Annotated in this window: 22 protein-coding genes; 1 reads left to right on the top strand and 21 read right to left on the bottom strand. The window is 51.2% G+C overall.

Annotated features, from left to right (window positions below):
• Positions 1 to 46: 46 nt before the first annotated feature.
• The 3 genes from Q0393_RS09455 to Q0393_RS09445 all read right to left on the bottom strand — a co-directional run bounded on the left by Q0393_RS09455 (position 47) and on the right by Q0393_RS09445 (position 2,767).
• Complete coding sequence (locus tag Q0393_RS09455; RefSeq protein WP_298979797.1) at positions 47 to 718, bottom strand: NapC/NirT family cytochrome c; 672 nt, start codon at positions 716 to 718, stop codon at positions 47 to 49.
• A complete protein-coding gene (locus Q0393_RS09450; protein ID WP_297995816.1) occupies positions 715 to 1,146 on the bottom strand; it encodes a cytochrome c3 family protein in 432 nt (143 codons plus the stop codon). Before Q0393_RS09450 ends, Q0393_RS09455 begins: the two co-directional genes overlap by 4 nt.
• 79 nt (positions 1,147 to 1,225) lie before the next feature.
• On the bottom strand, positions 1,226 to 2,767 hold the full coding sequence (locus Q0393_RS09445) for a flavocytochrome c (protein WP_298979748.1): 1,542 nt from the start codon (positions 2,765 to 2,767) through the stop codon (positions 1,226 to 1,228).
• 140 nt (positions 2,768 to 2,907) lie between these two features.
• Between Q0393_RS09445 and Q0393_RS09440 the strand changes: the two genes are divergently transcribed.
• Positions 2,908 to 3,819, top strand: coding sequence for a LysR family transcriptional regulator (locus Q0393_RS09440; RefSeq protein WP_298979746.1), 912 nt, complete (start codon positions 2,908 to 2,910; stop codon positions 3,817 to 3,819).
• A gap of 286 nt (positions 3,820 to 4,105) precedes the next feature.
• Here Q0393_RS09440 and Q0393_RS09435 read toward each other — a convergent pair whose 3' ends face one another.
• From Q0393_RS09435 to Q0393_RS09350, 18 genes are all read right to left on the bottom strand, one after another.
• Positions 4,106 to 6,277 (bottom strand): hypothetical protein, encoded by a 2,172-nt coding sequence (locus tag Q0393_RS09435; RefSeq protein WP_298979745.1) that lies wholly within the window; start codon positions 6,275 to 6,277, stop codon positions 4,106 to 4,108.
• Complete coding sequence (locus tag Q0393_RS09430; protein ID WP_298705875.1) at positions 6,270 to 6,797, bottom strand: outer membrane lipoprotein carrier protein LolA; 528 nt, start codon at positions 6,795 to 6,797, stop codon at positions 6,270 to 6,272. Before Q0393_RS09430 ends, Q0393_RS09435 begins: the two co-directional genes overlap by 8 nt.
• A 35-nt stretch (positions 6,798 to 6,832) precedes the next feature.
• Positions 6,833 to 7,378, bottom strand: a complete 546-nt coding sequence (locus tag Q0393_RS09425) for a thioesterase family protein (RefSeq protein ID WP_298979744.1) — start codon at positions 7,376 to 7,378, stop codon at positions 6,833 to 6,835.
• Positions 7,365 to 9,560 carry a glycosyltransferase gene (locus Q0393_RS09420; protein WP_298979742.1) on the bottom strand — a complete coding sequence of 732 codons (2,196 nt, stop codon included), beginning with the start codon at positions 9,558 to 9,560 and terminating at the stop codon, positions 7,365 to 7,367. The genes Q0393_RS09425 and Q0393_RS09420 overlap by 14 nt, the downstream gene beginning before the upstream one ends.
• Positions 9,541 to 11,670 carry an AMP-binding protein gene (locus Q0393_RS09415; RefSeq protein WP_298979740.1) on the bottom strand — a complete coding sequence of 710 codons (2,130 nt, stop codon included), beginning with the start codon at positions 11,668 to 11,670 and terminating at the stop codon, positions 9,541 to 9,543. Before Q0393_RS09415 ends, Q0393_RS09420 begins: the two co-directional genes overlap by 20 nt.
• On the bottom strand, positions 11,651 to 12,190 hold the full coding sequence (locus tag Q0393_RS09410) for a DNA gyrase subunit B (RefSeq protein WP_298979738.1): 540 nt from the start codon (positions 12,188 to 12,190) through the stop codon (positions 11,651 to 11,653). The genes Q0393_RS09415 and Q0393_RS09410 overlap by 20 nt, the downstream gene beginning before the upstream one ends.
• A gap of 695 nt (positions 12,191 to 12,885) precedes the next feature.
• Positions 12,886 to 13,164 (bottom strand): acyl carrier protein, encoded by a 279-nt coding sequence (locus Q0393_RS09405; RefSeq protein WP_298979737.1) that lies wholly within the window; start codon positions 13,162 to 13,164, stop codon positions 12,886 to 12,888.
• Entirely contained in the window at positions 13,157 to 13,423 is a 267-nt protein-coding gene (locus tag Q0393_RS09400; RefSeq protein WP_177388711.1) for a phosphopantetheine-binding protein, read from the bottom strand. Before Q0393_RS09400 ends, Q0393_RS09405 begins: the two co-directional genes overlap by 8 nt.
• Positions 13,420 to 14,175 carry a lysophospholipid acyltransferase family protein gene (locus tag Q0393_RS09395; RefSeq protein ID WP_298979734.1) on the bottom strand — a complete coding sequence of 252 codons (756 nt, stop codon included), beginning with the start codon at positions 14,173 to 14,175 and terminating at the stop codon, positions 13,420 to 13,422. Before Q0393_RS09395 ends, Q0393_RS09400 begins: the two co-directional genes overlap by 4 nt.
• On the bottom strand, positions 14,175 to 15,272 hold the full coding sequence (locus Q0393_RS09390) for a hypothetical protein (RefSeq protein ID WP_298979732.1): 1,098 nt from the start codon (positions 15,270 to 15,272) through the stop codon (positions 14,175 to 14,177). Before Q0393_RS09390 ends, Q0393_RS09395 begins: the two co-directional genes overlap by 1 nt.
• Complete coding sequence (locus tag Q0393_RS09385) at positions 15,262 to 16,731, bottom strand: beta-ketoacyl synthase chain length factor (protein ID WP_298979731.1); 1,470 nt, start codon at positions 16,729 to 16,731, stop codon at positions 15,262 to 15,264. Before Q0393_RS09385 ends, Q0393_RS09390 begins: the two co-directional genes overlap by 11 nt.
• A complete protein-coding gene (locus Q0393_RS09380) occupies positions 16,721 to 17,143 on the bottom strand; it encodes an excinuclease ABC subunit A (protein WP_298979730.1) in 423 nt (140 codons plus the stop codon). Before Q0393_RS09380 ends, Q0393_RS09385 begins: the two co-directional genes overlap by 11 nt.
• A gap of 10 nt (positions 17,144 to 17,153) precedes the next feature.
• On the bottom strand, positions 17,154 to 18,383 hold the full coding sequence (locus Q0393_RS09375; protein ID WP_298979728.1) for a beta-ketoacyl-ACP synthase: 1,230 nt from the start codon (positions 18,381 to 18,383) through the stop codon (positions 17,154 to 17,156).
• On the bottom strand, positions 18,377 to 19,111 hold the full coding sequence (gene fabG, locus Q0393_RS09370) for a 3-oxoacyl-ACP reductase FabG (protein ID WP_298979727.1): 735 nt from the start codon (positions 19,109 to 19,111) through the stop codon (positions 18,377 to 18,379). The genes Q0393_RS09375 and fabG overlap by 7 nt, the downstream gene beginning before the upstream one ends.
• On the bottom strand, positions 19,104 to 19,532 hold the full coding sequence (locus tag Q0393_RS09365) for a hypothetical protein (RefSeq protein WP_298979726.1): 429 nt from the start codon (positions 19,530 to 19,532) through the stop codon (positions 19,104 to 19,106). Before Q0393_RS09365 ends, fabG begins: the two co-directional genes overlap by 8 nt.
• Positions 19,529 to 21,019, bottom strand: coding sequence for a beta-ketoacyl synthase N-terminal-like domain-containing protein (locus tag Q0393_RS09360; protein ID WP_298979725.1), 1,491 nt, complete (start codon positions 21,017 to 21,019; stop codon positions 19,529 to 19,531). The genes Q0393_RS09365 and Q0393_RS09360 overlap by 4 nt, the downstream gene beginning before the upstream one ends.
• Positions 21,000 to 21,416, bottom strand: coding sequence for a hypothetical protein (locus tag Q0393_RS09355; protein WP_298979722.1), 417 nt, complete (start codon positions 21,414 to 21,416; stop codon positions 21,000 to 21,002). The genes Q0393_RS09360 and Q0393_RS09355 overlap by 20 nt, the downstream gene beginning before the upstream one ends.
• Positions 21,413 to 21,955 (bottom strand): 4'-phosphopantetheinyl transferase superfamily protein, encoded by a 543-nt coding sequence (locus Q0393_RS09350; RefSeq protein WP_298979720.1) that lies wholly within the window; start codon positions 21,953 to 21,955, stop codon positions 21,413 to 21,415. Before Q0393_RS09350 ends, Q0393_RS09355 begins: the two co-directional genes overlap by 4 nt.
• Positions 21,956 to 22,363 lie beyond the last annotated feature (408 nt).

Raw genomic sequence — 22,363 nt, 5'->3', positions numbered from 1 at the left:
GGAGCATGAATTGAGGCGTGAATTGAACGCCTATAATCTCAAAGCGTTATTTCTTCGCGCTAGAAGCATCCATAAACGCCTGCTCTTCGGCGCTCGGTTTATACTCGTCGCCGAAAAATTCCTTCTTTGCTTTGATCTTTTCCTGCATCATCTTCTTTTCGTAAATTTTATACGTCGGTCGCCAGTACTCTAGGTAGTTGCGAAGCCCGATGCCGTGGCCCGCGCTTACGTGGCAGCTCGCGCATTTGAGTTCTCGCTCGGTGCCTAAGAGCTTTTTGTAGTGCGCGTGCATGCGCTGCGCTTGCTCGGAGGTGATCTTGCTGTCGATCACGGTGGCGTGGCAGCTTGTGCAGCCGTTGTCAAACACATAGTGCTCGCGGTTTTCGCGCCTTTTATTCCAGTCGTATTTTTCAGGCTCGTCGAAGAAGTGCGAGTAGCCCTCCAACACGCCGTTTTTGGCTTTTTGATAGACGTATTTTACGATGTTGTCGTGCGGCAGGTGGCAGTCGACGCATTTGGCTTTGACGCCCGTTTTGCCCTTGCCCGAGTGGACATCATCTTGATAGGCGATCACCATCGGATCCATCTCGTGGCAGACGTCGCAGAATTTATCGGTGCTTGTTTTCTCAAGCGCGTAATGCACCGGCACGACGACGAAAAACCCTATAATACCGCTTATTAAGATGATAAGCGCTAGTAATTTTTTAGAAATTCTCATGGCGTCACCCCCATCCATTGCGGCACTTCGTGCTCGTGGCATTCGGTACACATATTCGTAGATGCCTTGTGCTCGTTGTGGCATTCGTCGCAGTATAGCGTAGGACCGTCGTGGACGGAGTTATGCGGATTAGCCTTGAGCGTATCCATAAATTTTAGCCTCAAAGCGAGCTGCTTTTTGTCGCCGTGGCAGCTGATACAGCCCTTGTCGCCGATACTTTTAAATTTAGACGGATCGCTTCCTTGATTTACGTGGCAATCGACGCAGTCAAACGCCAAATGCTCGTGGTGCGGCTTTAGTTTGTGCTTTGCTCTAAGCTCATCCGAAACGACTATTGTCGTGGCGTTGGCGTCGTTGGCAGACGGCGCGCCGAACAAAGTCGCGATGATACAGCACAGAAACAGCGCCGTAAAACTGAAATTTTTCATTTACAACCTTTTAGAAAACTGCCTTGCCGACCCGCTTTCGCTACTGGCAAGGCTTTAAAGAGCTTGCGCTCAGACCTAGCTAAGCGATTTGCTCGCCTGCGATCATTCCGAAAACTATGCAGTCGGTGATCGCGACGGTGCCTAAGCGGCTCGCGCCGTGAGTTCCGCCGGTGATCTCGCCTGCAGCCCAGAGGCCTGGGATCGGTTTATTCGTCTTAGATGATAAGACTTCGGCTTTGGTGTTGATCTTTAGACCGCCCATCGTGTGGTGAGGTTTCGGCGAGAGGCGGATGACGTAGAAAGGTCCCGCTTCGTTGATCTCGCTAAGCGCGCTTTCTTGTTTGCCGAACTCATCTTTTTTAGCCTTGACGCCTTCATTGTATTTTTTGACGCTCTGCTTTAGCGCATCCGCAGGCACGCCGTATTTACTAGCGATCTCATCTAGGCTCGCGCATTCACCCACGAGTTTACCACTTGCCATGCCTTTAGAAATAATCTCTTCGCTTAGGTCTTTAAACGCCATTTTGGTATCGGCGAAGGTTATCGGATAGGCTTTTGGATCCTCGCGTAAAATTTTAAATTCCGCATCCGCACGAGTCTTGCGATCTGCAAGCTCGTTCATAAAACGCTTGCCGTTGCGAACGTCCACGGCGATGCCGTATTTAAAGGTGCCTTGCTGAGTTAGGATCGGAGCAGTGCCGAAGCCCTTCTCATCAGGGCTTGCCCACGGACCGAACTGGATCCAATCGACCTGCACCGGATACGCACCGATCTCAAAGGCTTTTAGCAGCACGCCCGCGGTAGCTCCCGCGTGATTTGTACTATCGACGTCATCAGGGATGCGCGGATCTTGAAGCTTGCGGAAAATTTTATCGCGGCAAAATCCGCCCGCTGCGAGCACTACGCCCTTTTTGGCTTTGAGCGTCTTTTTTGTACCGCTCGTGTTTTCAAGATCGTCGCTGTAGAGATTCGGATCAAATTTATACTCCTCGCGGATCACGACGCCCGCTACGCGATCTCCGTCCATTACGAAATCGTCAAATTTTGCGCGGCGGCGAAGCTCGCAGCCCTTATCTTTTAGCGCTTCAAATTTTTCAAGCATCGGCTGGATGTAGCCAGAGCCGCTATCATTTGTAGTTAGCATCGAGCGCGCGACGCTGTGTCCGCCGAAGTGGGCGCAGTGATCCATCTTAAATTGCACGCCGCTATCTACGAGGAATTTAAACGCATCCAAGCCGCGATCGGCTAGGGTGCTTAAAAGCTCAGGGTGGTTGATGCCAAGGCCCGCCTTTAGGCAGTCGTTCATAAATAGCTCTTTGCTGTCTTTAACGCCCGTTTTTTCCTGCACGGGGTTCATCGGCACGCTCATGCCGCCGCCGTTGATGACGGAGTTTCCGCCGATACGACCCATCTTTTCGAGAATCAAGACTTTGTTGCCCTTTTCGGCTGCTTTTAAGCCCGCCGCAAGCCCCGCAAAGCCGCTGCCGATGATGATTACATCCCACTCCTCGTCAAATTTGACGTCCTTTGCGTCCACTGCGCTTGCTTGCGCATTCACCGCGCCAAGCGCAAGTGCGCCGGCTCCTACCATACCCATTTTCAGTATGTCGCGTCTCTGCATATTTGCCCCTTTACTTAGAGATTTTTTAACCTTAAAGATTAATGTCGTAATTTTATATTAAATCTTTATGTAAGTCAAATGTTATTTGGTATATAATTTAATAGCTAAAGGCTATAAAATTTCAACCGAAGGGGCAAAAAATGAGCCTGCGACATATGGAATTTGCGGTAAAAATTTCGGAGCTTAAAAGCTTTACAAAAGCGGCGAGCGAGCTTGGAATCGCGCAGCCGTCGCTTTCAAAGAGCATTATGCTTTTAGAAAAGGAGCTCGGGATCGAAATTTTCGATAGAAAAAATGGGCTTGAACTTACCTATGCGGGCGAAATTTACATCGCCAGAGCGAAAAATATGCTTAGGCTCAATAAGGAGCTAAATAACGAAATACGCGGGCTTTCGTCGATCAAAACGGGCAAACTCGTTATCGGCGCGACCTCGACTAGCTTTAAATTTATCGAAAAGATCATCGCGATGTTTTATAGCAGGTTTTCCAAAGCCGATATCAGGGTCTTGCACGCTCACTCCGAGCCTGCGCTCATCGAGATGCTAAAAAGCGGCGAGCTTGACATCGTCTATGCCTCGCATTTCGGCGAGCTTTCTGCGGAGGGGCTTGAGTGCGAGTTTATAAAAAGGCGCAGGTTACTTCTAAGCGTCTGCTCCTCTCATCCTGCCGTTTCGCGAGCGAGTATAAATTCTACCGATAAATACCCCAAGATCGCACTTAGCGAGTTTAAATCCGATAAATTTGCAATTAGCAGTAAAATTTTAAAAAGCGAATCGAACTTCAAAAAGATCTTTGAAAACGCCGGCTTTACGCCTCAAATTTTCTGCGACACCTCCTATCTGTACGTGGCTAACGCGATGGTTGCGGCGGGGCTTTGCGTGAGTTTCAGCTTTGCGCGGTACATTTTTGAGACGCAGAAGGACTACATCACGCTCTTTGACGTCGCAGATGAGCCGCTTTTGGACGTGTCGTTTTCGGTCGTGTATAAAAAACCCTCCAAGCTCGCAAAGGAATTTATAAAGATGATAAAAGCGGGCAAAAGCGACGCGTAGGGCGCACGGGTTTAAATTTAATAACGCGCCGCAAAGGTTCAAATTTAATAGCGCGCCGCGAGACGCTGCACCGAAGATCTGCTTTTAAAATTTCATCTTGCAATTTTGCTTTTTAAATTTAAGCTCGCAGCTTGCTTGGCTGAAATTTTATCTAAAATTTTATTTCGCGCTAATCAGTTAAATTTTACCTCGCGGCGCGCTAGGCTAAATTTTCATTCGCCGCGGCTACGTAAATTTACGGCGCGCTCTTTTATAAAATTTTATCTGCAAGCGACGCAAATAGCGTCTATCCGGTGCTTTCAGTTATTTGGCTCTCGCTTGATTGGCTTTTCTTACTTGCCGCCAAAACTTGCGCTAAGATCGCCGCTAGCGCGATATTGAGGCTGACGCAGAGCCCAAACAGCGCCACGGCCTTGGTGGAGCTGAAAGCGAGCGTAAAAAAAGAGATTATGCTGGTTAAAGACGCGAGCGTGATGCCGAAAATTTTATCGCTAAGCGCCATCTTATCGTTGTTTGCAAAGATCATATAGTCTATTCCTACGGCGCCTGATAGGATCAGCGCAAAGATCGCAAAAATATTCACGCTCACGCCGAATGCGCTAAGCAGGGCAAGTACGGCCAAATTTGTCGCAAAAACACAGATGACGATCAGCCACGCCGTCCGCGCGCCGAAAAACGCCCACAGCAGCGCGAGGGCAAGGGCGTACGCGGCGCATTTTAGATACAAGGCGTTGATTTTGATCTGCGAAAACGCCTCGCTTATGGCGCTTCGCATATTTAGATGTAGCGCGCCCATCTGCGCGGCAAGCTCGCTTACGGCTGCCTTATCGCGCACGCCGCGCAAAAAAGCGATATGCGGATCGATGCTCGGCATCGCGGCAAAAAGAACGGAGCTTCTAGCTTGCTCGTAGCTTAAAATAGGCGCATCCGCGATCTTGGCAAAGTTTGCGTCCACGAGCTCGCGGCTAAGCCCGAGACGTAAAAATGCGCTTCTATCGTAGTTTGCAAAGGCCTGCTTGATAAAGCTCTGCGTAGCTGGATCCAAAATCGGCGCGCCGGTGTATGAGTCCGCAAGACTGCGCGCTACGGCCTCTTTGGCTACTGCGCCCGCATCGTTGCCCACGATCAGATCAAAGCTCGAGCCTCCGATGCTTGCGAGCTTGGCGCTCATCGCGATAAGGTTTTTATCCAGGCTCGCGTATTCACTGACGTCGTCCTTAAGCTCCATTTTAAAATACAAAAACGCAAGCAACGCCGCGCAAACGATGGCGAGCGCTTTTAGGCTTAGGTTTACCTTGCAAAGCGCCTTTGCGTAGAGCTCAAGAGCTTTTGCAAAGAGCGGGGCAGGGCGAAATTCCGCTCCTTCAAGAAGTAGCGGCAGGGCGAAGTAGCTAAAACAAAACGCCCCCACAAGTGCGGCTATGGCAAAGATCGCGATCTCTTTTAGCAAAAAAAACGGGCTGAATAAAAATACGAAGTAGCCTCCAGCCGTGATGAAAAACCCTAGAAGCAGGATGTTTCGCATGCTTTTTATCGAGCGAGCCTCGATTTTGCGCGCGATATTTGTGCCGAGCCAGTGCACCGCGTAATCCAACATCAGCCCGATTAGGCTCGTCGAAACCACGGCGCTTAGGATGTGGATCGAGCCGCGGATCGCCATCGTAGCCGCTACGCCGCAGGCAAGCCCGAAAAGCGCGGGCAGCAGCAGGCAGAAGATCCGTGCGCGCGAAAATGCCGCCAGCAGCAGCGCCGCGCACAGGCTAAGCGAAACGGCGCCCGCGATGGAGCTTTCGCGCACGCCCGCGCTCTTGCCTAATGCGCTAAAAAGGGCGGTGCCGGAGATTAAAATTTCGCTCTTTTGCGCCTCGCGCACCAGCGCGCTAAGCGCGTCGTCGTTTGCTTTCGGAGCGAGTTTGGCCGTAGCGAGGTAGTGCGGCGCGCCGTCAATGGTCGCGATGAAGCGGTTCTGTGCAGGATCGAGCTTGATCGCGCCGCGAGAGCTGAGGCGCGAGTGAAGGCTAAGCGAGAAAAAGTCCTGCGAGAGGCTAAGCGGACGAAATTTTGAATAAATCTCACGCGCGCTACGCTCAAAAAAGGCCTGCGGATCGCTTTTTAAAAGCTCCACGCTCGCATCATCGAGCATCGCGGGCGCAAAGCGCGCAAGCTCGCTCTGATACACGCTCGCATCCTTGACCTCGTAGATTATGCTCTCAAAAAGCCCGCTTTTTTGCATATCTGCAATGAACGCGTCAAAGCTCGCTCTCTCTGCGCTTGCGACGATGATTTGCCTTGCGATCTCGCGGTTGAAATCCTCGACGCTTTGTTTCTGCTCGCCCGAAATTTCGATGCCGCTCAGCTTGTAAAAATCGGAATTTACGCGGTTTAAATTTAACGTTATAAAGGCGCAAAGCGCGATGAAAACCGCGCCGAATGCCGCTAGGATCGCGCTCTTACTCATCTAAGCTCACGACGTCCGAAAATACGTTTTCGCTCACGTCGCCGTTAGCGCTGCTGATCCGCAGCACCCTGACGTAGGCGCCGCCCTCGATCACGATATTTTTAAAGATATTTTGCAGCATCCCCTTGGGGCTTAGCTCGGCACGCCACGCATCTTTGCTGCCGCTTAGCGCGATCGAGAAATTTTTGCTAAGTCGCGCTACGTCCAGGCGCGAGATCGCCAAAAAGGTGTCCTTGTCAAAAAGCGAATCGGCGCTTTTGACCCACGCTTCGCCGCTGCGCTCAAAGACGCCGTCCGCGCCGATTTTTAGCTCGCTTCGCACCGGCTCTAGCGTCGTCCAAAACAGCTCGCCGCCTTTGATCCTAAACTCACCGCTACTTCGTACGGGCTCGGCAAAGCCCTCGATGCTGAGCGTTTCGCTAAATTTGCCGCCGATATTGTCGGTCTTAAGCGCCAGATCGCCTACTTCAAGCGCGCCCGCAAGCCCTAAAATCGCTAAAAATAAAGCTAAAATTTTCATCGTAGTCCTTTAAATTTTTTATGCTCGCTAAATTTTCACTGCTCGTTATTGCTAGGCAAAAGTTCATTTGCCGCGACGTTTTGAGAGCGGTCTTGCTCGGACGCGGCTTTGCTTGCCGATGAAATTTTATCTGCTGCTGAAATTTTATTTACCATTGAAATTTTACTCGCGGGATTTTTCTTTGCTAAAATTTTATCCGCGCACGCCCTTAACTGCGGCGGTATCTCATACAGCGTCCTTTTGGAATCAAGCTCCACTGCGGCTTGCGACGTGGTAGCTTTGGCCAATAGCGTGCCCGATGGGCTTTTGATGCGGTAGGAAAATTTTATGATCGTGTCGCACTCAAGCAGCTCGATGCTTACCGCAACCTCGTCGTCAAAAAGTATCGGCGCGATAAATTTAAATTCCATTTTGATAATGGGATATATAAATCCATCATCTCTCATCTGCATATATGTGTAGCCTGCGTCGCGCCAAAACTCGCATCTAGCGTCCTCGCAGAGCTTTACGTAGTTGCCGTGCCACATCACGCCCATCGGATCGGCGTCGTAAAATCTGGCGCGAAATTTATACTCTTTCATTCCTCTCTCCGCTATGAAATTTTTCGTCTTGCGATGCGGATTTTGCAGCGCTCAAATTTGAATTATCTAAATTTAGCGCAGTATCCGAGTCCGCCGCATTTTTTAAATTTGATGCGGCATTCGAACTTGCCGTGTCGTTTAAATCCGCTGCGCCATTTAAATTTGACGCAGTATCCGTGCTCGTCTCGCCGAAATTTACGGTGCCGTCGCGCATCGTCTCGCTCACGTCTTTTCCTTGCGCCCAAAAATCAAAGAAATTATACCATTGAGAAGGAAATTCTTTGGCATAAAGCTCTAGCTGCCGCACGTAGCTTTTAAGCGGCGCCGCTACAGATCGCGCCTTATCGCGGCTTTTTAGCGGCGCAGGCAGCGGTTGTAGCCGAAGCTCGTGGCCGCTGCGCCCCTCGTAGCACCATAGGCTAAATAGCGGCGCGTCTAAAATTTTGGCGAGCAGATAGCCGCCGATCGGGAAGTTCGCGCTGCGTCCTAAAAAATCCTCGCTTTGAAATTTATCTGAGCCCACCGGCATACGATCGCCCATCACTGCGATATGCTCGCCGTTTTGCAGTAGCTCTTTGATTTGCAGCATCTCGCCGATGCCGAGCTCGCCGACGTATAGAATTTTCACGCCGCCGCCCATTTTTTCGATAAATTTCATAAAATTTTCGCTGTGTTTGCGAAAGATCAGCACGTTGATTTTTATCCCCGCCGTGCTTGCCGAAAGGGCGCGCGCGATCTCGGTGTTGCCGAAGTGAGAAGTGATTAAAATTTTGCCCGTTCCGTCGCTTAAAAGCTCCTTCATACCGCTTTGCACGCGAATTTGATCCAGCGCGATCTTGCCGTTCCAAACCGCGATTTTTTCACACAGACTGAGGGAAAATTTATAAAAATTCGCGTAAATTTCGCGGATCTTGGGCTCGCGATCAAGCGCGCGCCGCAAAAACTCCCTGATTGCGCGCCGTTCGTTTTTAAGCAGTGCAAAATAGATCGCCGAGATACAAAGCGCGGTGCCTCGCATGCAAAAATCAGGCGTGTAAAGCGTGACGAAGCGAGCTAAATTTAAAAGCGCCACGCCCGCTTTTTCGTTGTTTTCGCTCCAGTGCTTAGCCTGCGTACCGCTGCTGGTCGTTTCGCGCTCGCTCTTTGCTATGGGTTTTTGCGCGGTGTTGGTATCCTCTCGCCCCCTCTCGTCGCGGCTGCTTTCCGTCGTGCCTGAATCGAGATCTTTTACGGCATAAGGGCTTTCTTCTGCAGCGACGGGAGTGCTCTTTACACCTTTTTGCACGGAAGGCCCGCTATCTGCGCTCTTAGCCTTCGGCTCTCGTGCGGCGGCGAGATCATTTTGCGCCCCCATATCGCGGCTATTTTCTACGGCGCCTCGATCGTACTTTTTCGCCGCACCGATCATGTTGCGCGGCCTTATCGCGTCATTATGCCCGCCATCGTCGTCAAAAAGCGAGCTAAAGCGGCGAAGCGCCCTTTTTGCAAGCCAGAGCGGGAGCCCGCAAAATAGCCTCGCGTGCATCAGCGAAATTCCGAAATTATCCCGAAACGGCGCGAAGTGGCTCACTCCGCCTGCTTCGTAGCGCACCGCCAGATCGAGCCATTTTATCTCTAGCCCAGCCCGCGCGGCTAGGATTAAAATTTCGGCATCAAAGCCCATCCTGCGGCTTTTCGTGCGGGACAGAAGCGGCACGATCCCCTCTAACGGGTAAATTCTGAAGCCGCACATCGCGTCTTTTATGCGGTGCGAAAGGGTATTTACCACGCACCAAAAATTCATTATCTTGCGTCCGTGCAGGCGGGATTTGGGCGCGCTTTCGTCATACGCGGGCGCGGCGCAGATCAGCGCGGTGGGCTGCTGCGCCGCAAGCGCCAAAAACTCCCCGCACCTGCTTACGTCGTGCTGAAAGTCTGCGTCGATCTGAAAGGCGTGCGTAAATCCAAGCTCCTTCGCCCACGCCAGCCCGTCGCACACGGCAGCGCCTTTGCCGCCGTTTTGCGCGCGGGTGTAAATTTGAGCCGCAAGCCCCTTTAGCGCGCTTTTGCTCGCTTCGTCGCTACCGTCGTCCACGATCAGCACGGGCGCGATGGGCGCCAGGGCGCTTACGAGCTCGGCGATGCGCGCGGGGTGGTTGAAGTAGGGCAGCAAAAACGCGGGCTTAAAGGCAAATTCTTCCACTGGCGCAGACCTTGTCGTTTGAAATTTCAAAGCGGAGCTTGCCGCTTGCTTCGGTGATTTTGATTAAAATTTCATCGCCGGGGCGGATGAAATTCGTAAATTTTAAATTTTCTATCTTTTGCGTGCCGTCTAGCTCGTAGCCGAGGGCTTTTGCACAGATCAATACGAAGCGAAGCTGCATAAACGCGGGCACTAGCGCAAATCGCGCAAAGTGTCCGTCGAAATAAAAATCGCTAGCGCGCACCTTCGCGCGAAACTCATTCTCCGCGCTTTGCTCGAAAACGGGCACCTCGTAGCGCTGCAGGGCGCTTAAAAAGTCCTTTTTGCTTAGCTTGCCCTGCTCGTTAAAAGGCAGCTTGCTTGCGATTTTGAAGTAGCGCAAAATCGCGCCGAATTCGGGCTTCAAAAAGGCCTTCAGCTCGTCCGTGACGCCCTTTTTGCCGCCTACGCGAAATGCCTGCTCGCCGCGCTCGCTAAGTTTGATAAGGGCTACGGCGCGGTCGCGCTGCGGGTGCAGATCGATCCTGCATTCGCCGATAAATTCGTGCGAGCGAAGCTTGGCTTCGAGCAGATCGAGGCTCACGCGGTTTTCGTTGATTTTGACGGTGCGGTCGCCGCGCCCCAAAAGCGTGATCTCATCTGCGCGCACATAGCCGAAATCGCGGCTTTCGAAGCTCTTACACCAAGGCGAGCTGATCGTAAACTCGCCCGTTTGCAAAAATTTGTCGGTGGGCTGCTTTGCCCCAAATTTATCGCAAAGCTCGCCCTCTTGCGTAAATTTATCGTCGTGTTTGGTCGCAGAGTTCGGTGCGGAGCTGTTTTCTGTATCGGTCGCGGTTTTATCGCTAACGTCTGCATTAAATTTAGACGCCTGCTTGCCCGAGCGGTTTGCGTCTTGCCCGTCCGCACAGCGCGTTTTAGGCTCTGCCGTAGAATTTTTGTCGCAAGAACTTGCCGCGAGATCGAAGGGCTTGCCCTCGCGTTTTGTCGTGCCGCAGCTATCGATATCCGTGCGGATCTGCACGCTAACGGGAGCAAATTTCTTAAGTCCCGCGCCCTCGTTGCAAGCTATCACGCCCGTTTCGCTGGAGCCGTAAATATCGACGATGCGGGCATTGCTAAGCACTGCCAATCTATCTCGGATCGCAGGACTTAGCGGCGCACCCGCGCTAAAAATGGTGCTCAAAGGCGCTATGTTTGCAGCATCTGCGTGTTCGCACAGCGCGCCGAGCACCGTGGGCGAGCTGATCAGCACGGCGCCCGCAAGATCGGCTGCGAGGATGATTTCAGGGTAATTTAGGCCGCCTTTTTGCGTGCGTGAGCCGCAAAGCAGCGGCACGAAGATGCTAAAAGTAAGCCCAAACATATTTTGGTGCGAGACGCCCGATAAAAATCGATCGCTTGCGCAAAGGCCGAATCTTTCTACTAAAAATTCCGCCTCCAAAACCATATCGCGCAGGCTTTTTTCGATATTTTTCGCCTCGCCCGTCGAGCCCGAAGTTTTGATATAAAATTTTTGATCGGCGCGCAGTAGATGCAAAGAGACAGCCTCTTGCTCGCACGGCGCGTGATTTTGCGGCGCGTTTTTAGATGAAATTTTAAGCGCGGATTTTCCCGTATCGTGCGGCGAAATTTTTTCTAAATCATTAGGGCTGAATTCGTCTAAATTTTGTGCTGCGGCGAGATTTAGAATTTTCACGTCGCCGCCGAGATGAAATTTGCCGCTAAATTTTGGCTCTCGCAGCAGCACCGGCGCAAAACCCGCAATCAGCGCGCCGAAAAAAAACGCAATAAACTCCGCCGCATCCTCGCCGTAAATTTCAATCATCGACGCGCGTTCTTGCTCTTGCGTCTGCGCCGATTGCAGGTCGCGCGCGGTATCTGTGCCGCCGCTAGAATTTTCCGCGTCATTGAAATTTGCGCTTCTGTTAGAATTTTTCGCATCTTTTAAATTTACATTTGCCGCGCTGCTTTGGAGTTTGTCCGCGCTTTTTAAGTTTGCCGCTTCGCTCTGCTTGCATCCAGTTTTTGCCAAATCGCGCGCAAGAGCCGCCGCGGCAAGGATTTCGCGCTCGTAAGGCTTCAAAGAATTAATCAAATTTTTTAACATAAAATTTCCTAAAAATCATCTCGCCGCCGATCAGCGCGCCGATGAGGACATATGAGATCGCGCCGCAATAAACGCTCCAATAAATTTTATCTCGCGGTAGCAGCAGCGCCGCGCTAAGCAGGCCGTTTAGCACGAAAAATCCGAGCCAAACTTCGGTTAGCTTGCGCGTGTAGGCGCGGACGTGCTCGTTAAGACCTGGCTGCTTCAAAAGCGCTAGGCGCGTGATCGCAGGCGTCGATCTTAGGCTGAGCGCGAAAAGCGCCGCGAGCGAGAAATTTATTATGAGCGGATACAGATACGCGAGCGCTCCGCCGCTGAATATGGCGCACAGCGCAAAAAATGCCGCACACGCGCCCTTAATAGCGCGATCTTTACTTTCAAAAACAGCTCGCGCTCCCCATAGCGCGCTCATCGCCGCGAGCAAGCAGACTCGCGCGCCGCCGTGTAAAAAATAGAGGCCGAAAGGGTAAAACACGCTTAAAATTATGGTAGCCGTTTTTAAAAATATCGTTCGTCGCAATCTTTGCAATCCTTAAATTTAGCCGCGAGGGCTTGGTTTTTGCCGCGGCGGTTTAGCTTTGTCACGGCGTTGGGCTTTGCTGCGGTAGTTTTGGTTTTTGTTACGGCGCTTAGGCTCTTGCCGCGGGTGCGATTGGCGCGATTATTACTACGCTTCGATACTTTAAATTTGGCCTTAGCGTTCGATTTTAGATGCCACACTTTTAAAATTTATTTAGTTTTGCTCGCCGCTTTTAAATTTAGCCGCACCTTAATTTAACTCGCACTGCCGCACCCGCGATCAGATCCGCTAAATCAAATTTAGCCGAAATTTTAAAATTTTGAAATTTTACGAAAACAGCGGTCGCAAAAGAAACAATGCCTTTTAAAATTTCAAAATTTCATTCAAGCTCGCAGATTAAAATTTTAAAATTTAAATCTGCAAAGCGCTTTACATACTAGCCCAAAAGCGGTGGGCAAGCGGACTTTGTGTCGTGCCGCTTAAGTGCTAAGCCCGTAAAAGCCGCTCGCTTCCTCATGCTTTAATAAAACGTTCTCCGCTCGCCGCACACCTTTGATAATATGTGCCGCACGTTATCAATTCAACATGCGCCGTCAAACAAACGCCGCCGTATGCTATCTATCAAGCCAAACGCCGCCGCAAAGTAAACTACCAAACCGCAACGCACGCGATCTTGCCGCGCCGCACGGCGAAATTTAACTCTCGCCGCTCGTAGTTTCCCCGCTCGCGCCCTGATCGAGCTTTGTGGCTACGGCATCCACGATGTCGCCGAGAGTTTGGATATTTTTAAAATCATCTGGCATCAGCTTGTAGCCCGTGTTTTTCTTGACGTAATCGACCAGATCGATCGCGTCGATGCTGTCGATCTGCAGATCCTCGTAAATTTTAGCCTCAGGCACGACCTTGCTCTCGTCGATCTCAAAAAGCTCCACGAGCGCCTTTTTTAAAATTTCAAAAATTTCATCTTTACTCATTTTTACTCCTATTTTCGGCGATGTATTGCGCCAAAGACGCAACGGATGAGAAAATTTGCTTTAAATTTTGGGTTTTTGAGTTAAGCACGATGCCGTATTTTTTCTGCACCAAAAGCCCTAGCTCCAGCGCATCGACCGAATCGAGCCCGAGCCCGTCGCCAAAAAGCGGCTCATCGTCATTTATGTCGCCCGGCGCGACGTCTTCGAGGTTCAGCCCCGAAATGATCAGTTCCTTAAGCTCCAAAATTTCTTCGTTCACAGATTCTCCTTTTCATATAGATTTGATATTTTTTCGTAGAGTTTGCGCACTCGGATCGGGTTTGGGCGATCCGGCTCAAAGCTCGTTAGATCCAGCGCGCACAGCTCGTAGAGGTCGTACTTCATCCGAACCTCGGGCGTATCGTACCATACTTGTCCTTTTTTTAGGCTTTTAGGATCCATTTTTATCGCGACGCAATTCATATTTTTTGCGAAATTTATCGCGATGTAAAACGCTGCTTTGTGCATGGCGATGCGATCTGCGGTGCGCGTGCCCTCTGGGAAGATGATTAGGCTTTCTCCTCGCTCAAGGGCGCTGCGGCATGCATCTATCATCGCTTCCGAGCCGGTGTTTGGGATGTAGCCCGCGGCTGCGATGGCGGCGGAGAGGAAGGGATTTTTACACAGACTTTCCTTGACTACGCAGTTTGCGCGCCGCACGTGAGCTAAAAAGATCACCACGTCAAGCAGGCTAGGGTGGTTTGCGATGATGAGAGTGCCGCTAGGCGGGAGCTTGCAGCGCCAGTTCACGCCGATGCTGCCGTAAAGACGCGCTAGCAGCAAAAATATGCGCCACGAGATCATTATAAAATCGCGCACGAAATTTCGCACGACCTCTATGCGGTTTAGCCTCAGCAGCGCTACGGGGAGGAAGAGCAGGTTGCCTATCATACACAGCGCGCCGAAGCTTGAGAAGGATAACGCGATGCCGATCTGTTTAAGCTTGCGCCTTATCGGATTTGCCTGCTTCATTACGCGGCGCCTCTTTCGGCGGGGATTTTATGCCTCTCGATGAGGATTTTACAGTTTTCGGCGATGATTTTGTGGTTCTCGGCGGGGATTTGATGGCTCGTCATGCGCGCGATCTCGATAAAATTTCTACGGCTTGCCGCTCGCCGCATCGCAGCGGAGTTTTCGCAGTTTTCTGCGCGCGATATTTCTCCTCGCGGTATGCGCCGAAATAATAGAGCTTTCATGATCTGAGCGGAGGCGATCTCGGCGCTCTGCGTGTGCCGAAACAATAAAATTTTTGCGGCGCACGATAAACTGCGTTTTTGTGGAATTCTTGCCGTTTGCCGTATATGCTGCCCCAGTAAAATTTCCTCAGCTTGCCACGTGCTTCGTCGTGCGTATTGCAGCGATGGAGCTTCTATCTTTTGCCGCGCGTATCGTTGCGGTAGAATTTCCTCGGTTTGCCACGCGCGCCGTTGCGATAGAATTTCTGCGAAGCGCCGTATATGCTGTTTTGGCGCTACCATATGACGCGCCGTTTGATTAAATTTATAGCTCGCGGCGCAGTTAAATTTGAAATTCATCGCAACGCTTTGTCGTGCGCATTTTGCCTGAGCGGCTACTCGGTTCATCGCGCGGCTAAATTTAAACTCGTAGCCCAAGCTTTGCTCTGCTAAATTTATGAAATTTACAGCCTGATGCGCGTACCGTTTCAGCCTGCCGCATCTGTGTTTATAGCGAAATTTTACGGTGTCTTCCATGCGCCGCTGCAGTAAAATTTTTATAGCTCGCAGCTCGCAGCGTTTAGGCGGATTTTTTTGGGTTTGTTGCGTATGCCTCGGCGGCGCATCTTCGCAGCGCGCCTCATTGCAACGCGATTTGGGGGCGCACGGTGCGCGCCCTTTCGGCGTGCTTTTAAGATGCGCCGTTTGGCTGAGCTCATATTCGATAGCGCAGCTAAATTTAAAACTTTCACTATATCTGAGCTTGGAGGAGAGGCTAAATTTAAAGCTCGTCATTCGGGCTTTTGCGGCTCCGTGTAGCCTGAGATTTTGGTCAAATTTATTCGTCTCACCGCGCTTGCACATGCGATGAAATTTTGCTATTTTAATGCTCACGATTTTGCCTTAAAAAAGCTGCGATTTTGGCGGGATCTTTGACGCGCCAAAGATAGTCCAAAACCCCGTCGCTACTGCGCCATTCGCGCTTGCCGAAGAGGATTTTGGCCAAAAATTCCACCGCGGTATCTAGCGGGATCTCGCCGCCTTTTTTAAAGCTTCGTAAAATTTCATTCTCGGCTCGCGGTTTTGGATCTTGTGCCCCCAGGCTCTGTGCCGTCGCGTCCGTAATGTGCGGTGAAATTTCAATCTGCACGTCATCTCCTCGCTGAAGCACCAGAAGTAGGGCACAGGCAAAGTCGCAGCGCTTCAGATAGTCGTTATTTGCCTCTTCAAAATAGCAGAGCAGGGCGATTTTATCGTTATCCGACTTGCATTCGCCGTTTTTTCCATTTTCGTTTGCGTCCTGCGCGGAGTAGGAATTTTCCGCGCCTTCTTTCAGCCTTGCAGCGGCGATTATTGCGCCGTTTTCAAGCGCACACGCCGCAGAGATCGTCGAAATTTCGGCGTGGTTTTGCGTAAAAATCGCATTTTGCGCCGCGATCGCGTTGAGTACGCTGACGCAAAAGCTCGAAGGCGAAACGCTTTCCCTCATCGAGCCGAGCAGGTTAAAACAGCGGTTGATCTCGCCGAGACGCGAGCAAAAAACGAGCGGCAGCTCCGAGTGCTGCGTCGCGGCATTATCGTCTGTTTTGAAATTTTGCCTTGCCGAATTTAAGGAATTTTCATTTGAAAAATCCTGCGGCGACAGGTTTTGCGCGGCGGCCTGGCTTTTATTCGCATCTAAATCTTGCGACGTAGAATTTAAGGAGCTTTTCTCGGCTAAGCTCTGCGGCGTATTTTGCGAAATTTCGCCTAAAAGCGAGATGCAAAGCTTCGCCCCAAGCCCCAAGCGGCGGCGCTGCAACGGCGGGATGTGCGCAAGAGCCGGCTTTTTCTTTAAAGCTTCGAGTGCTAAAATTTCCTCTTTTAAGCGGGCAGCGATTTCTAAATTTTCTACAGAGCTATTTTGTAAAGCTTCGTCCTCGCGCGCGGCGAAATTTTTATAAAGCTCCGCCGCCTCTTCGGAGTTGCAATCAAAAGCGCGCGAGGAGTTAAATTTAGACGCATCCGCTTCTTGTTTTAATCCTAGCTCCGAGTGGGGCTTAATAGAATTTTCATCAAAACCTTCTGTAGCAAGGTCACAACCCGCGTTTTCGTTATTTTTGCACGCTGCAAAATTTGAGGAATTGATAGAATTCTGCTCGCAGTCCAAAATATCTGTAAAATCTTGCGTAGAATTTGCCGTAAAATCATACGTAAAATTTTGACCTGTATCGCAAGCGAGATCGGAATTTCCGCCTAAATTTACTTCGGAAATTCCGTCCGAGCAAGCGGCGAAATTTTTATAAAACTCCGCCGGCTCGCCCGAAATTATCGCGCTTGCGTAAGCTACGCCGAAGCTTAGTTTATTTTGCAATATAGCCTCTTAGCGTGACGCCGTTCATTATCGAGCCTACGCCGCATTCAAACTCCTTGTCGCTCACGAAAACGTTTTTGTAATAGTAGCTCGTGATGTTTACGACCTTGTTGCCACCCTCTTTTTTGGCTCGGTCTTGAAAGCTAAGCAGTGCCGACAAAAACGCGCGGTTGCATGCGGCTTGATCGGTCTTGTTGATGCTGTTTGTTTTTTTGTTCGAGCTTAGCTGCTGCGTGATCTTTCTACCTGCGGATTTGTTGCCGAAGTAGAATTTTATGTTCGGATCAAGCTTAGCTTTAGCATCAGGCTCTGCGAGTGCCGCGGCGATCGGAAAACGCACGATGTCGTTTTTGGCATAAGCCGCATTAGCGACGAAAAGCGCCGCAACTGCGAAAAATAGAAATTTTTTCATTTTCTCTCCTTTAATCGATAAATTTTTTAAAAATCAAAGAGGTGTTCACGCCGCCGAAAGCGAAGTTGTTATTCATAACGTAATTCGTCTCTATCTCCTGTGGCTGCGTGAGGTACCTAAGCGGCGCACATTCCGGATCGATAGCTTGTAAATTTAGATTCGGATAGAATAGCCCCTCATTCATCATCATCACCGAGATGAAGCTCTCCAGCGCCCCGCACGCGCCCAAAGTATGACCCAAATAGCCTTTATAAGAGCTCACGGGCGTCTGCGAGCCGAAAATTTCATGCGTCGCCGTAGATTCTGCGACGTCGCCCTGCTTGGTCGCCGTAGCGTGGGCGTTTACGTGCCCGATGAGATCCGGCGAAATCGCGGCATCTTTGAGCGCCAGCTGCATCGCCGCACGCATAGTCTCGCTCTGCGGGCGGGTGATATGCGTGCCGTCGCAGGTTGTGCCGAATCCTACTATCTCGGCGTAAATTTTAGCGCCGCGCGCAAGGGCGCTTCTGAGGCTTTCCAGCACGAATATAACGCCGCCTTCGCCCAAAACCAGTCCATCGCGCGCTATATCAAAAGGTGCAGGGCTGAGGGTAGGGGTGTCGTTTTTGCAGCTTGTCGCGTAGAGCTTATCGAATACGAATGCCTGGCTTGGGTGTAGCTCATCCGCGCCGCCTGCCAGCATCATATCCGCAAGGCCAAATTTTATCGCTTCGTAGGAGTAGCCGATCGCTTGAGACGCGCTCGTGCACGCAGAGCTCGTAGGTATGAGCCTGCCTTTTAGTCCGTAGTAGATCGCGATATTCGCAGCGACGGTGTGGGGCATCATCTTTACGTATGAGTTGGCGTTGAAGGTGCTATCCTTGCCATGCAAAATATCTATGACCTCGCCAGTAGCCTTCGCATCGCCGCTACAGCTACCCGCTGCGACGCCCATACGACCGTCCTTTATGCGCTCATCATCTAAAAGTCCCGCATCCGCCAGAGCTTCGCCCGCAGCATCTACGCCAAACATCGCTACCTTGCCCATCGAGCGGGTATCTTTGCGGCTCCAGTGCGCAGGCGGCGCGTAGTTTTGTATCGGCGCACCAAGCCTGGTGTTTAGCTCCTCGCCGAAGATATCCCATTCGCTCATATAAACTACGGCGCTTTTTTGATGCGCCAAATTCTGCTTTATGCTCGCCCAGTCCCGCCCGAATGCACAGACGTTGCCAAAACCCGTAATAACTACTCTATTTAACATAATCCACCGTCTATTTTAATAACCTCTTTTGTGATGTATGCGGAATTTTCGCTTAGTAAAAACTCCACCAAATGCGCCACTTCGCTCGGCTCGCCGATGCGGCCTAGCGGGATTGCGCTTAAAATTTGCTCGCTTGCGGCTTCATTTATACCTTCGCTCATCGCTGTTTTGATGAGCCCGGGAGCTACCACGTTTACCGTGATCTTGCGACTTGCAAGCTCTATCGCCAGGGATTTTGCCGCGGCGATTAGGCCTCCTTTGCTAGCGGCGTAGTTGCTCTGGCCGCGGTTGCCGGCAATTCCGCTAACCGAGCTCATCACCACGATACGCCCGCCCTTTTTGGCGCGGATTATCGGCATCAGCGCGGGCTTTAGGACGTTATAAAACCCGCCTAAATTCGTATCTATCACGCTTTGCCAATCCTCGCGCTCGAACCACACGAAGGAGTTATCTCGCGTGATGCCAGCGTTTAGCACGATGCCCCAGTATGCGCCGTTTGCCTCTATGTCTGCTTCGATCCGCTTCTGCGCCGCAGCGGTATCTGCGACGTCAAATTTTAAAATTTGAACTTCCGCCGCGCCCGCGTCCAAGCAGCGCCTCGCCACGTCTTTTAGCTTTGCTTCGTTGCGCCCGTTTAGCGCCAAGCCGTAACCCTTTTGCGCTAAATTTAACGCGCACGCCTCGCCGATACCGCCGCTTGCTCCGGTGATTAAAATTCTCTTAGCCATTTATACTCTTTAGCATTTCATCGTTTGGGTTCATCACGCTAAGCGTGGCGCTTGCGATATGTTCGTCGCCGCAGCGGATCTCGCAGTCGAAGATATATAGTCCCTCGCCGTCGCTTACGCTCTGCCTCGCCGTCGTGATTACGCGCTCGCCCACCTTCAGGCTTGCACGCGAAATATCCAGGTTCCGCACGCCCAGCAAAAACCCAAGCCTCGCCTCGCCGTCGTTTCTGTAGCCCGAATACACGCCGATACACTGCGCCATTATCTCCATATACGCGTAGCTGTCGAGCTCGCCGTCTTCGGTAAACGGTGAGTCCTCTTTAACGCTAAATGCACAGCTCGCATATCCGTCGCTAATCTCTAAAATTTCATCCGCGAAGACCATATATCCGCTCTGCGGTAGGATGCTAGAGGCTTTCATACGCGTCCTATTATGGTTACGGCGTTGTCGCCGCCGAAAGCAAAGCTTAGATTCATCGCGGTATCTACGCGCGCTTTTTTGGCTTCGCATGCGAGATTAAATTTAGACAGCGCAGCCGGAATTTCGCTCGTTTGCGAAGCTTGATCCGCGGCGTCTTTTAAAATTTTATCGTCCGCGCCTCGTAAAGCTTTAGACGCAGCCAAAATTTCATCCGCGCTGCTTTTTGAAATTTCACCCTGCGCGTTTTGTAAAATTTCATCGCCCAAGCTGCATGAAATTTGATCGCTTTTGCTATTTAAAATTTCATCGTTTCGCTCTCCGCGTCGCGGCTGCACGCCGCGAAAAATTTCAATCTCCGAGCCGCGCCAAATTTTATCATTCGTAAAATTCGGCGGGATCACGCCCTGTCTCATCGCCTCGTAGCACACGGCAAGCTCGATCGCCCCCGCAGCGCCCAGGGTGTGTCCGATCGCCCATTTTGACGAGCTTGCGGGCGCTAAGGGCAGGGCGGCACTCATAGCCAGGGCCTCCATCGCGTCGTTAGCCGCAGTGCCCGTGCCGTGTAGATTTACGTAGTCCACGCTTTGCAGCTGCGCCGATTTTAGCGCGGTTTTGATCGCTTTGATCTGCATACGCGCGCTAGGATCGGGCTTGGTGATGTGGTAGGCGTCGGAGTTTGCGGCATGAGCCAAAATCGCGACGTCGCTTATGCGTTCGCGCGAAAGCACGAATGCGCAGGCCCCTTCGCCTAGATTTGTACCTGTCCGCGCCTCTGAAAACGGCTTTAGCGACTGCTCGCTTAAAATTTCAAGCGCGCTAAAGCCCTGCAGCGTGAGCTCGTCTAATGCGTCGGCGCCGCCGAATACGACCGCATCGCAAAGTCCCGCGCAGATGAGGCGCGAGGCTTCGATGAGAGCTTTGTTTCCGCTGGTGCAAGCGCTCGAAACCCCGATCGCGACGGATTTTAGCCCGAAGCGTTCGCGGATAAAATTTGCGGGGTTTGCGTGGGAGTTGCGCTCGAAGCAGAAGTTTTTAAATTTATCGTTTACGGCTTTTGAATTTTTGGCGAAATTTTCGTTGTTTGCAGTAGAAATTTCACTGCACGGCGCGGAGCTCTCGCCGTCTTGCGAGATAAAATTTTCCGCGTCCTTATTGCAAGCAAAAAATTCCGCATAGTTTTCCTGCACGCCGGTATTGGTGGTCGCAAACACTACGCCTACGCGGTGCGCGCCGAATTTTTGCACGGCTTGCTCGATCTGCCCCTGCACGCCTAGGCAAGCGTAAAGCGCTAGGGCGTTCGTGCGCGTAGCGTAGGCGCGATCTTTGATCTGCGGCAGCGGCGTATCCACGCGCCCAAAGATGAAATTTTTACCGCAGATGCCAAGTTTTCGCAGCGAGGATCTTTTTTCGCACAACGCGCCAAAAAGCTCTGCGGCGCTGTTTGCACCCGCGCAGATGAGCCCGGGGCTACTTAGATACTGCGTCATATCGGTGCCCCTTTGCGTTTATGGTGAAATTCGCTTTATCTGCATTTTCAAGCAGGGCTAAAAATACTCGCTCGCTTTGCGAATCGGGCGGCAGGAAGCCGTCGTTGCGAAATTTAGCCTCGCCGTCCGCGATCGATAAAATTTTACGTGCGATCGGCGCGCCTAGCATATCGAGCCAGACGAGCTTGTAGCGGCTCTCCTCGCCGCTTGCGGGCGAAATTTTTGAGATTAGGACTCTACTTTTCACGCCGTTAGTATCCGTCAAGATGAACTGTTTTTGGCTAAATTCCGCTATTTGCCCAGGCGCTTTGCGCGCACATCCGCTTATAAAAAACGCGGCGCAAAGCAGAATGAAAGCCGTTTTGGAAATAGCGTAAAAATGACAAACAGGTCTCAAAAATTCTCCCTAAAAACGAGCGAAATCAAAATCTCGCTATTCAAAATATAGCTCTTGTAGGGCCACGCCCTGCCGCGCTCATCAAGCGCCAAAGCCTCTCCATCTGCGCCGCGCGCCAGCCCCACGCGAGCAAGCGCGTAAAAACCTAGGCTTCGCGCCTTAATCAGTGCCTCTTTGATCGTGTAAATTTTATAAAAAACGAGCGTCTTTTCGCTCTCGTCCGTCGCCGCTAAAAGCTCGCGCTCAAAGGCGTTGAAACAAAACTCGCTCGCTGCGGCAAAATTCCGCGGTTTTAAAATTTCAAGATCAAGCCCGAACTTTTGCCTCGCAAAACCCACGGCGACGATCGTTTTGCCATCCGCGCTTTTGTGCGAGATGCAAAATTTGCCGCGTTTTTTAAAGCGCGTTTTAAGTGCTCGCGAAACGCGAAACTCGCGCAGATGGGCTCGCACGCACGCCAGCTTTTTATCGCGCCTGCTCAAAAGCCGCCGCGGAGCGCACAGATCCTTGTCGGTGATTAAAATTTTTATCTCGCTCATAAAGCTCTGATTTTACTAAAATAGTCTTTATAAAAATATAAAATAGCGCGGCGGCGTTAGAATTTCGTTTAAAATTTATTTGATACGCTTGGGCTCAAAGGCGCACTAAAACATAAAATTTATCGTATTTTTGAATTGTACGAGAGCTTCGGGCGCGGTAAAATTTTAAAATTTAGCTCGCTTATGAATTGCGTTGTAAGTTTTTTGATTCGTCGCGTCTCGCTCTGCGGCGTAGGTTGTGTTCATTGCAGCTGCTTTGTCCGTCGCATCTCGTGCGATTGCCTATTTGGTTAAATTTTTAGAGTAGTGGCGGCAAACAGCGCAAGGTTTGAAAGCCTCGGCGGAAAATTTTAAAATTTCACGATGAAATTTTAAAAGCTCTGCCGCATGCAGCGTTTATGCTAGAGC

This window comes from uncultured Campylobacter sp. (assembly GCF_938015785.1).
Classification (GTDB): Bacteria; Campylobacterota; Campylobacteria; order Campylobacterales; family Campylobacteraceae; genus Campylobacter_B.
The sequence above is the reverse complement of the archived record's forward strand: the minus strand, read 5'-3'. Positions and strand labels throughout refer to the sequence as shown.

Excerpts from the sequence above, each read along its gene's own strand:
- Q0393_RS09425 (WP_298979744.1), bottom strand. The coding sequence starts at position 7,378 with ATGAAAGAGTATAAATTTCGCGCCAGATTTTACGACGCCGATCCGATG.
- Q0393_RS09435 (WP_298979745.1), bottom strand. The coding sequence starts at position 6,277 with ATGAGTAAGAGCGCGATCCTAGCGGCATTCGGCGCGGTTTTCATCGCG.
- Q0393_RS09365 (WP_298979726.1), bottom strand. The coding sequence starts at position 19,532 with ATGAAAGCCTCTAGCATCCTACCGCAGAGCGGATATATGGTCTTCGCG.
- Q0393_RS09395 (WP_298979734.1), bottom strand. The coding sequence starts at position 14,175 with ATGAAGCAGGCAAATCCGATAAGGCGCAAGCTTAAACAGATCGGCATC.
- Q0393_RS09380 (WP_298979730.1), bottom strand. The coding sequence starts at position 17,143 with ATGAAAAAATTTCTATTTTTCGCAGTTGCGGCGCTTTTCGTCGCTAAT.
- Q0393_RS09445 (WP_298979748.1), bottom strand. The coding sequence starts at position 2,767 with ATGCAGAGACGCGACATACTGAAAATGGGTATGGTAGGAGCCGGCGCA.
- Q0393_RS09440 (WP_298979746.1), top strand. The coding sequence starts at position 2,908 with ATGAGCCTGCGACATATGGAATTTGCGGTAAAAATTTCGGAGCTTAAA.
- Q0393_RS09430 (WP_298705875.1), bottom strand. The coding sequence starts at position 6,797 with ATGAAAATTTTAGCTTTATTTTTAGCGATTTTAGGGCTTGCGGGCGCG.
- fabG (WP_298979727.1), bottom strand. The coding sequence starts at position 19,111 with ATGGCTAAGAGAATTTTAATCACCGGAGCAAGCGGCGGTATCGGCGAG.
- Q0393_RS09455 (WP_298979797.1), bottom strand. The coding sequence starts at position 718 with ATGAGAATTTCTAAAAAATTACTAGCGCTTATCATCTTAATAAGCGGT.
- Q0393_RS09375 (WP_298979728.1), bottom strand. The coding sequence starts at position 18,383 with ATGTTAAATAGAGTAGTTATTACGGGTTTTGGCAACGTCTGTGCATTC.
- Q0393_RS09415 (WP_298979740.1), bottom strand. The coding sequence starts at position 11,670 with ATGTTAAAAAATTTGATTAATTCTTTGAAGCCTTACGAGCGCGAAATC.
- Q0393_RS09405 (WP_298979737.1), bottom strand. The coding sequence starts at position 13,164 with ATGAGTAAAGATGAAATTTTTGAAATTTTAAAAAAGGCGCTCGTGGAG.
- Q0393_RS09450 (WP_297995816.1), bottom strand. The coding sequence starts at position 1,146 with ATGAAAAATTTCAGTTTTACGGCGCTGTTTCTGTGCTGTATCATCGCG.
- Q0393_RS09360 (WP_298979725.1), bottom strand. The coding sequence starts at position 21,019 with ATGACGCAGTATCTAAGTAGCCCCGGGCTCATCTGCGCGGGTGCAAAC.
- Q0393_RS09350 (WP_298979720.1), bottom strand. The coding sequence starts at position 21,955 with ATGAGCGAGATAAAAATTTTAATCACCGACAAGGATCTGTGCGCTCCG.